The organism is Ancylomarina sp. 16SWW S1-10-2 (assembly GCF_009669305.1).
Taxonomy (GTDB): domain Bacteria; phylum Bacteroidota; class Bacteroidia; order Bacteroidales; family Marinifilaceae; genus Ancylomarina.
Window position 1 is genome coordinate 96,965 of the sequence record NZ_SADB01000016.1, and the last position, 8,975, is coordinate 105,939.

6 protein-coding genes are annotated in these 8,975 nt (G+C 34.5%); all 6 read right to left on the reverse strand.

Annotated features, from left to right (window positions below; genetic code table 11):
- Positions 1 to 11: 11 nt before the first annotated feature.
- On the reverse strand, positions 12 to 2,444 hold the full coding sequence (locus EMN46_RS13630) for a glycosyl transferase (protein ID WP_154201377.1): 2,433 nt from the start codon (positions 2,442 to 2,444) through the stop codon (positions 12 to 14).
- Positions 2,445 to 2,510: 66 nt separating this feature from the next.
- The gene (locus tag EMN46_RS13635) at positions 2,511 to 4,109 is read right to left on the reverse strand and encodes an MFS transporter (RefSeq protein WP_154201378.1); all 1,599 of its coding nucleotides are present in this window, start codon (positions 4,107 to 4,109) and stop codon (positions 2,511 to 2,513) included.
- Positions 4,110 to 4,118: 9 nt separating this feature from the next.
- The gene (locus tag EMN46_RS13640; RefSeq protein WP_154201379.1) at positions 4,119 to 4,874 is read right to left on the reverse strand and encodes an NUDIX domain-containing protein; all 756 of its coding nucleotides are present in this window, start codon (positions 4,872 to 4,874) and stop codon (positions 4,119 to 4,121) included.
- Between the two features lie 568 nt (positions 4,875 to 5,442).
- Entirely contained in the window at positions 5,443 to 6,798 is a 1,356-nt protein-coding gene (locus tag EMN46_RS13645) for an MFS transporter (protein WP_154201380.1), read from the reverse strand.
- A 20-nt stretch (positions 6,799 to 6,818) separates the two neighbouring features.
- The gene (locus EMN46_RS13650) at positions 6,819 to 7,778 is read right to left on the reverse strand and encodes a hypothetical protein (protein WP_229130375.1); all 960 of its coding nucleotides are present in this window, start codon (positions 7,776 to 7,778) and stop codon (positions 6,819 to 6,821) included.
- Between the two features lie 33 nt (positions 7,779 to 7,811).
- The gene (locus EMN46_RS13655) at positions 7,812 to 8,810 is read right to left on the reverse strand and encodes a glycoside hydrolase family 2 TIM barrel-domain containing protein (protein ID WP_229130376.1); all 999 of its coding nucleotides are present in this window, start codon (positions 8,808 to 8,810) and stop codon (positions 7,812 to 7,814) included.
- Positions 8,811 to 8,975: the final 165 nt, after the last annotated feature.

The window sequence follows — 8,975 nt, forward strand, 5'->3', positions numbered from 1 at the left end:
CGTTGTATTTATTATCCTAGAATAACAGTTACTTTATGAGTTCCTGATTTTAAAATTGGAATAAGATTATCATTCACTATAGAACCATCGATTTCCATAGATTTGACGCCTTTATTTTTTCCATCAGGATTTAATATTTTAATTTCATAGCTAACGCCACGAAATTCACGGGTTATGGTATATTCTTTCCATTCTTTAGGAATACATGGCTCAATTCTTAATCCATCATATTCTGGCTGAATACCTAGAATGTACTGTGTTATAGCATAGAAATTCCACGATGCAGTCCCCGTTAGCCAACTATTTTTACCTTCACCTGGTTTAAATGCATCTTTCCCAGCAACCATTTGGCAGTAAACATAGGGTTCAACTTTGTGCAATTCACTAATCTCTTCGAGATATGATGGACATATTTTACGGAAATATTCCCAAGCTTGATCACCTCTTCCTAAAAGAGCTTCGCCAATAATTATCCAAGGGTTATTATGACAGAAGATCCCTCCGTTTTCTTTATATCCAGCAGGATAAGTAGAGATTTCACCATATTCAATTTTGTATTCGGTAAAGGCAGGATTGTTCAAGACGATACCGTGAGGCGTATCCAAACGTTCCTTTACACTGTCAAGTGCTTTTTCCATTAAACCCTCTTCTTTGCCAATTTCGGCCATGGTACACCAGCCTTGAGATTCGATGAAGATTTTTCCTTCCTCATTTTCTTCTGAACCAACTTTTTTACCATAGTAATCATAGGCTCTAAGAAACCATTCACCATCCCATGCATGATCCTTTACAGATTTCTCCATGGCTACAACATGTATATTGGCTCTTTCAGCCTCATCTGTATTGCCAATCCGTTTACAAAGTTTTATGAATTCTTTTCCGTAGACAACGAATAATCCTGCAATCATTACAGATTCTGCAGTTCTGCCTTTTTTATTTCCAGTTGTTTGGAAAGATTCGTTGGGATTTGTTGAGAAACAATTCAGATTCAAGCAATCATTCCAATCAGCACGACCGATTAAAGGCAATTCGTGAGGTCCCAAATTATTAACAACATGATTGAATGATACTTTTAAGTGATGAAATAAAGTTTGTGCTTTTGATTCATCATTATCGAAAGGAACCATTTCATCCAGAATACTGAAATCACCTGTTTCTTTGATATAACATGTTACCGATAGGATTAACCACAATGGATCATCATTAAAGTCGCCTCCTAAAGCATGATTCCCCATTTTTGTTAGGGGTTGATATTGATGATAACATCCACCATCTTCGAATTGAGTGGCAGCTATATCTAAAATTCGTTGTTTTGCTTCGGCTGGTATTTGATGAACAAAACCAATAATATCTTGATTGGAATCACGGAAACCCATGCCACGACCAATTCCACTTTCGAAGAAACTTGCACTTCTCGACATGTTGAAAGTGACCATGCATTGGTATTGATTCCAGATGCTAACCATTCTGTTTAACTCTGTTTCTTTACTCTCCAAATTGAATTTGTCAAGTAATTTCGACCAGTAGCTCTCTAAATCAGCGAAAGCAGCATTTACTTTCTCAGTTGTATCAAACTGAGCCATCATAGCATTGGCTTTCTCTTTGTTGATAACGCCTTTAGATTCCCATTTTTCTTCTTCTTTGTTCTCTACATATCCTAAAATGAAAACAAATTCTTTTTCTTCACAAGGCTGTAATTCAACTTCAATGTAATGAGATGCGACAGGTGACCATCCGTGAGCAATACTGTTTCCAGCTTCTCCATTTTCAATTGCTTGAGGTTTGTCAAAACCATTGTGCATGCCAATAAAGCTTTCACGATCGGTATCGAAACCATTAATTTCTGAATTAACAGAGAAAAATGCATAATGATTTCTACGTTCTTTATATTCTGTTTTGTGATAAAGAGCAGAACCGTCTACTTCCACTTCACCTGTTGAAAGGTTACGTTGAAAGTTGGTCATATCATCTTCAGCATTCCATAAACACCATTCTGCAAATGAGAATAGTTTTACTTTTTTTACTTTGTCAGTTTCATTTTTTAATTTCAACAAATGAACTTCACCCATATAATCGAGTGGAATAAAGCAAAGTAGATTTGAAGCAATTCCATTTTTAGTACTTAAAAAACGAGTATAACTTAATCCATGACGACACTCATATTTATCTAACTCTGTTTGAGTTGGTTTAAATCCAGGATTCCATGTGCATTCCTCATCTTTTATATAGTAATAACGTCCGCCCATATCTACAGGAACGTTATTGTAACGATATCGTGTCAATCGACGAAATTTCGCATCTTTATAAAAAGTATATCCTCCCGCTGTATTCGATATCAATCCAAAAAAGTCTTTGTTGCCCAGGTAGTTAATCCATGGGAAAGGTGTTTTTGGTGATGTTATCACATACTCTCTATTGGTGTCGTCAAAGAAACCGTACTTCATAATACTGATATTAAATTGTTATTTAACCAGGCGTTTTTACAGCCTGTTAATAATTACTTTAAATTTTTATTCTGAAACTCTTCTTCTTGCAAGTTCCAGTGTTATCTCGTCCATTTTACCTTGATTCAATGGATATATTGTCATGAAAATGGCACCAAATATGGCAATGACTGCTGGCACCCAACTCATTAACATAGTTATACCAGGAATTGCTCCCTGAATAGCCGTATAATCTTGTCCGTTGTAATGAAAAGCTGCCAAAATAAAACCGATTATAGCTCCTGCTACACCACCACCAAATTTGGTGGCAAATGAACCTGCAGAATAGATTAAACCAGTAGCTCTTCTGCCATTCTTATATTCTGAATAATCTGCGGCATCGCCAAGCATTGCAAAAAATAAGGTTGGGAATATTGCAGCTGCAAATTCCGACACGATACCCAAAATAAAGATTGCACTGATATCATTAGGACCACAAAATATGATTGAAGCATTTACTATTCCTGAGAATAGTAACGCATAGATAAATAATTTCTTTTTTCCCAGTTTCTTACTTAAGGGTGCAGTAATCATTGCGCCAGCAATAGAAGCAATCATAAGTGCTACCATAAATGATGCTGCCAAAATCTGATTGTGCAAATAATGCGTAAAGTAGATAACTACAATCCCTTGTTTAATTGAATTATAGATACTAAACAACAAGCCAATTGTTAATAACACTAACCAAGGTTTGTTGCGAATTAGATCTTTTAAATCTCTCTTAAGATCACTTTTTTGTTCTTTAGGAGGTTGTACTCTTTCCTTTGTAGACCAGAAAGTAATAAACATGAAAAGAACTAAAAAAGCCGACATCACATAAATGGAATAACTATAGCCACTTTTTTGATCGATAATAACAATTTTATCCTTGTTCAAATTTTGTTCTCCTGAAACAATAAATGAATAAGTTTTGTTAGCTTCCATAGAGAAACTCTTACCTGTAGTAGGTATATCAGAAGCAATTGTGTTATCATTCCAAACAAAATCAGCAACGCCATCTTTTGTTTTAATATTCACATTCTCAACATCGGCTGGAGCTGATACTGTTACCTGGAATTTATCTAGTGACAACTCGTTGACACTGATTGTTGGATTGATATTTCCGAAATGTGCTACTAAAAACAACAAGGCTCCTTGAACAAGCATTCCACCTGCAAAAGCACCAACCATTCTATAAGATCCAATACTTGTTCTTTCCTTATCATCACCAGTCATTACAGCCATTAGTGCTCCGTAAGGAATATTATTGGCAGTATAAATTAATGTGAATAGAATGTAAGTTGTATACGCATATATAATTTTACCTGTAGGGCCTAAATTTGGAGCTGTAAAAAGTAAGGATAGAATAACACCTAGAGGTATAGCAGTAAATAAAATCCAAGGTCGGAATTTACCATACTTAGTATTTGTTCTATCTCCGGCAACTCCCATTAGTACATCACTAATTCCATCAGAAAAACGAGCAACTAGCATTAATAACCCAACAGCAGCTGGAGCTATACCAAAAACATCGGTATAGAATATAAATAGAAAAGTGGCTACACCTCTCCAGGCAATGTTTGCAGCACCATCGCCAAGAGCATAGCCTAATTTCTCTTTAAGAGATATTTTAAATGAATCTGACATTTTTATTTTTTAAACTGTGAAATCAAATAATTCCTTCTTCGTTTTCTCATAGACTTCTCTACTAAAAACATAAAGGCGTGCTGGTTTGTGAGGAACTCCTGTTTGTTTTTCATCTGTAGGAATTAGGTATTTCATACGAGCAATTTTCTTTCTAAAATTTCTTTTGTCCAATTCGGTTCCTAGTATAACTTCATATACGTTTTGCATTTGAGTTAAACTAAATCGTTCTGGTAACAGTTCGAAACCGATTGGTTCATGCTTAATTTTATTACGCAAGGCGATTAAAGCTTCATTAAGAATTTCGTTGTGATCGAAAGCTAATTCACCAACTTCTGAAATAGAAACCCATTTTACATTTCGACCTTTCCACTCCAATGTGATACTTTGCGTTGCAATAAGAGAGAAAAAACCAATGGATACGATTCTCTTATTAGGATCTCTACCATCGTGCAATAACCATTTACGGTCATTTTCTTTTTTTAATCTATCAGGATGAGCAAAAGTTTTAAACTGATCGAGGAAAACATTTTTCAATCCGGTAAGGTCAAACAAAACACGATAGGCTGCATCATCGATTGTTTCATCTTCATAAATATGATTCCCTGTAAGTGTTAAATCTGTGAACTCAGGTTCACCTGTTTCCTTATTAGTAAGTGTTCTATCTACAAGTAGGACCTGTAGTTCTTGCCCATTGTATCCAAAAATGACACAATCAACAGATATATAACTGTTTAAAATTCGTTTATTTATTATTCCGTTGTACATCTATTATTGTATTTACCATTAAGTGTCTCTTTGACACTAACTATCTTTGATAACAAAATTAACACATTTTAATAAAATTTAAAAATCAAAAATCAAAAAAACCGAAAACGTGTGCGCTACAAGTTGTATAAAGTACACTAAGTAGGCTTGTTTTAACCACTTTCCCGATGTTTTGATTAAATTTCTCAATACGCAATTTAGAATAGATTCAAATAGTATTACGATGCTATGAAGGCTTACTGTACGAGGATTTATGGGCGATAATCAAGATGATTTATCTTCTTAAAACCTATTAATCAAAACAATACTCCGATTTATATAAGAAGATATATGAGGAAGAGAATATGATATGAACGATTACAGAAAATAAAATGAGAATAGCTTAGTATAATACAACAAAAATAGCACGTATAGTATGAGGGAATACTACAGAGGTGCTACTTACCAACTAACAACTTATGATCTAAATTGTTTTAGAAACAAGATCTCTTGATTCTAAACTGTGTTTTAATGAATAGGCGAGCAATTTAAACACAGCAAATTACACTCTAAATATTTAAACTAATAACTAAGCTTCAGATAACCTTCTCTTATCTAAATCAGTCTTCATTACCACGCAAGTTTCATGATCGATAGTATAGAAGTATAATAAAATTGCACATGACATATATAGTATTCCAGGAATAACCGAAATCATGAGCTTAATACCTGTAATAGCTGTTTCGGTTTGTTCCACATTAGGTGTAAAATTGAATATGGCGAGCATCCATCCTGCCAAAGCACCACCAATACCCCACCCTGCTTTTTGAGCGAAAGTAGCTGCTGAAAATACCAATCCGGTTGATCTTCTTCCTGTTTTCCATTCTGAATAATCGGCTGTATCGGCAAGCATGGTCCATAGTAAAGGTACGGCTGGAGCATACGCCATTTTAGCCAGGATATTAAAGATATAAATCATGGTCAAATTATTGGCTGCAGGAAGATATAAGCAGATGAAGAAAAATCCGGAAAGTAATGAACTAGCCAAAAACACATTACGTTTGCCGAATTTTTTTGCCAATGGTTTTGAGAAAGGTATTGCAACAATTAATGCAACAGTCCCAATCACATTAAACAACTGGACATTTTCTTCCTTGCCTATATAGTATTTAAAGTAGTACGCAATGGATAAATTCTGCATCGCGAACATGATAAACGAAATAATTCCAACAAGAAACAAAATGACCCAAGGTTTGTTTTTAAACAGATTTCTAAAATCCTCCTTTAGGTTCTCTTTTTGTTCTTTAGGTGGTTGTACTCTCTCCTTAGTGGTTTTAAATGTGATCATGAACAACACAAAACTAACAATAGAGAATAGAATTAAAGTGTACTGATAGCCTTTTGCAGTATCATCGCCACCAAAATATAAAGCCAAGCTTAAAGCTGTTCCTGAAACAATGAATTGACCAATAAAAGCAAAAATAAATCGATACGAATTTAAGCCTGCTCGCTCGTAAGAATCGGAAGTCATAACGGCTCCTAAAGATGAGTATGGCAAATTAATGGCCGTAAAAACCGTCATTAATAACATATAGGTAACACCTGCATAAATAACTTTACCCGTTGGTCCCAAATCAGGAGTAGTGAAAGTCAAAACGGCAAGCACACTATAGGGAATTGCCATCCATAGAATATAGGGTCGGAATTTTCCCCAACGCGTATTGGTCCTGTCGGCAATAATTCCCATTATAGGATCACTAATCATATCCCAAAAACGCGCGATTAACATGATGGTTCCGGCTGCAGCAGCAGAAATTCCAAATGTATCAGTATAGAAAATTAAAATCCAAAAACCGACCATATCCCACACAAAATGAGAAGCTGTATCGCCTAAACTGTAACCTACTTTTTCTTTTATTGATAGTTTTGATTCAATCTTATTCATCTATATTAAATTCAAGTGTTTTAATTTATTTCAAATAAATTATAAGTTCTAGACCATTCAATTGTCTTTCCTGCTTCAACATTCACATCATAAAACAACTCTGGGCTGATTACATGCTTCCAACCCCAAAGGTTGATTTTGTTAGTTTTAAAACTTCCTGTTTCGCTAATCCCTATTTTGCTTTTTGTATTGATTAACTCCCAATGTGCATCAACCATTTTATTATTGGTTAGATTACCGAAAAAGAATTGCTCTTCAGGAGTACCATTAAAGGTGATTTGTTTCTCTTCCACTACAACTTTTTCTTCAGGGTTAACTATTGCATCGAATGATTCTGATTTAAGATCAAATGGAAATTTTAAGATATAATCACTCCCCATTAATTCTTTATTAATGCCTAAAAAATTATGTACATACTCATTAGTAGTAATGCATTTTTTTCCAGTATTTCTCAATTGATAATGAATTACAAAACTACTTTCTAACAATTCAATTTCTTTTCGCAGTACATATGCATAGCCATTTACAGTTTGAGATTCACATTCAACAATTAGTTTGTTGGCAGCTTCAATCACATTAAACTTGGCTGGTCGAATTTCATAAGCTTTACTAAAACCGTAAGTATCTCCCTCTTTCTTTAGTGATCCTACTCCTATTTTAGTAAAGTATTCTCCATCTTTAATATCATCAAAACCAATAGGCATTTTAATCCCAAATTCATTGTAAAAGCCTTTGCCAAAAACATTTTCTTTATCCTCGTAAATTTTTTCTTGACTAGAAACAGGGATGCCTTTAAATTTCACAGCAGTAATTTTACTAGTCCAATCGAATCTCGAAAATTGATAATTGGCCAATGGCATATCAATGCAAATTTCCAGATTCTTATTTTTCAGAATGTGTGTCATTTTTGTATCTTTTTTCTGCTGTGCAAAACTATTAAGTGCACAAAACATCAGTAATATTAAGCTCGTTTTTTTCATTCTTTCTATATTTTTAAAAGGCTAGTTTGACTTCTATGAATTAGTGTATATTTCCTTGACTACCCGAAAAGCCTTTTTGGGATTTCGATCAATATCAACAATTCCCCAATATTCTTCGTTTGGTGCTCCATCGTATGGTACACCACTACTGTTTGGTGCCCATCCTCCAGTATCTAACACATCATTATTGCCTGCTTTCCACAACTCATCTACAAAGCCAAAAAGAGCAACACCCGAACAAATATCCTGATTTCGAAATATAGCATTCAAAATATTCGCCGTAGCATCGGCTTGTGCCAACTGGTTTTCGCCTTTCTCATATCCATCTTTAGCTATGGTCATATAACTATCTGCTCCAGCTTCCGATAAATACATAGGCTTGTCGCTTACAACTTTCCATTGTGAAAAAATTGATTCTGGATTATCCCATCGATACACATTCATTCCCCAAACATCAACATTGGGACACTTGGCTAATGCTAAGGAATCTGGCAATTCTCCATGAGCAGTTGTTACAGGGTGTGATAAATCTTGCTCGTGAATTAGTTTTGCAGCATTGTTTAAAGCTTCGTACCAATTTTTAATACTACCATCGAACCACTCTGGGTGGTAATTATATTCATTCCCAAGTTCCCACATGAGAATTGCTTCGTGATTCTTATATGTATTTACATAATCGATAAAAGTACCTGATAGAATATCATTTTTACCACCCTGTCTGTAGCCAAAGCCAATAATCACTTTTATCCCAGCTTCTTGAATTTCATCGAGAACACTTATGTCTGTAATTGGTTCATAAACACGAATAGTATTGATTCCTGCCTCTTGCATTAAAGCCAAATCTTTCGTTAAATTGGAAAAGCTTCTTTTGTCACTTCCTTTTGGAACAGGATGATAACAAATCCCCTTAATAGTATAAACAGAATCGTTTACCAGAATATTTCTTTCGGAAACGGATACTTTATTATTAATTCTCTCTGGCTTACATCCCATTAAAATGAAGAGGACAAGAATGCTTATCTGAATTTTCATTTCTGAGTATTATTTAAATCCTGAATTCAAGTTGCAAATGCAACTTTTTGATTATTTACAACATAATTATATTTTTCATTTGGAGTCAAGTAATTTAGACGCTTTCTAGGCCTATTATTTAGTTTATCTTGAACCCATTGTACTTTTTCATTTGTTATTCCATCA

Bases quoted from the DNA above. Each gene is read 5' to 3' on its own strand.
- EMN46_RS13650 (WP_229130375.1), bottom strand. From the start codon at position 7,778: ATGAAAAAAACGAGCTTAATATTACTGATGTTTTGTGCACTTAATAGT.
- EMN46_RS13640 (WP_154201379.1), bottom strand. From the start codon at position 4,874: ATGTACAACGGAATAATAAATAAACGAATTTTAAACAGTTATATATCT.
- EMN46_RS13645 (WP_154201380.1), bottom strand. From the start codon at position 6,798: ATGAATAAGATTGAATCAAAACTATCAATAAAAGAAAAAGTAGGTTAC.
- EMN46_RS13635 (WP_154201378.1), bottom strand. From the start codon at position 4,109: ATGTCAGATTCATTTAAAATATCTCTTAAAGAGAAATTAGGCTATGCT.
- EMN46_RS13655 (WP_229130376.1), bottom strand. From the start codon at position 8,810: ATGAAAATTCAGATAAGCATTCTTGTCCTCTTCATTTTAATGGGATGT.
- EMN46_RS13630 (WP_154201377.1), bottom strand. From the start codon at position 2,444: ATGAAGTACGGTTTCTTTGACGACACCAATAGAGAGTATGTGATAACA.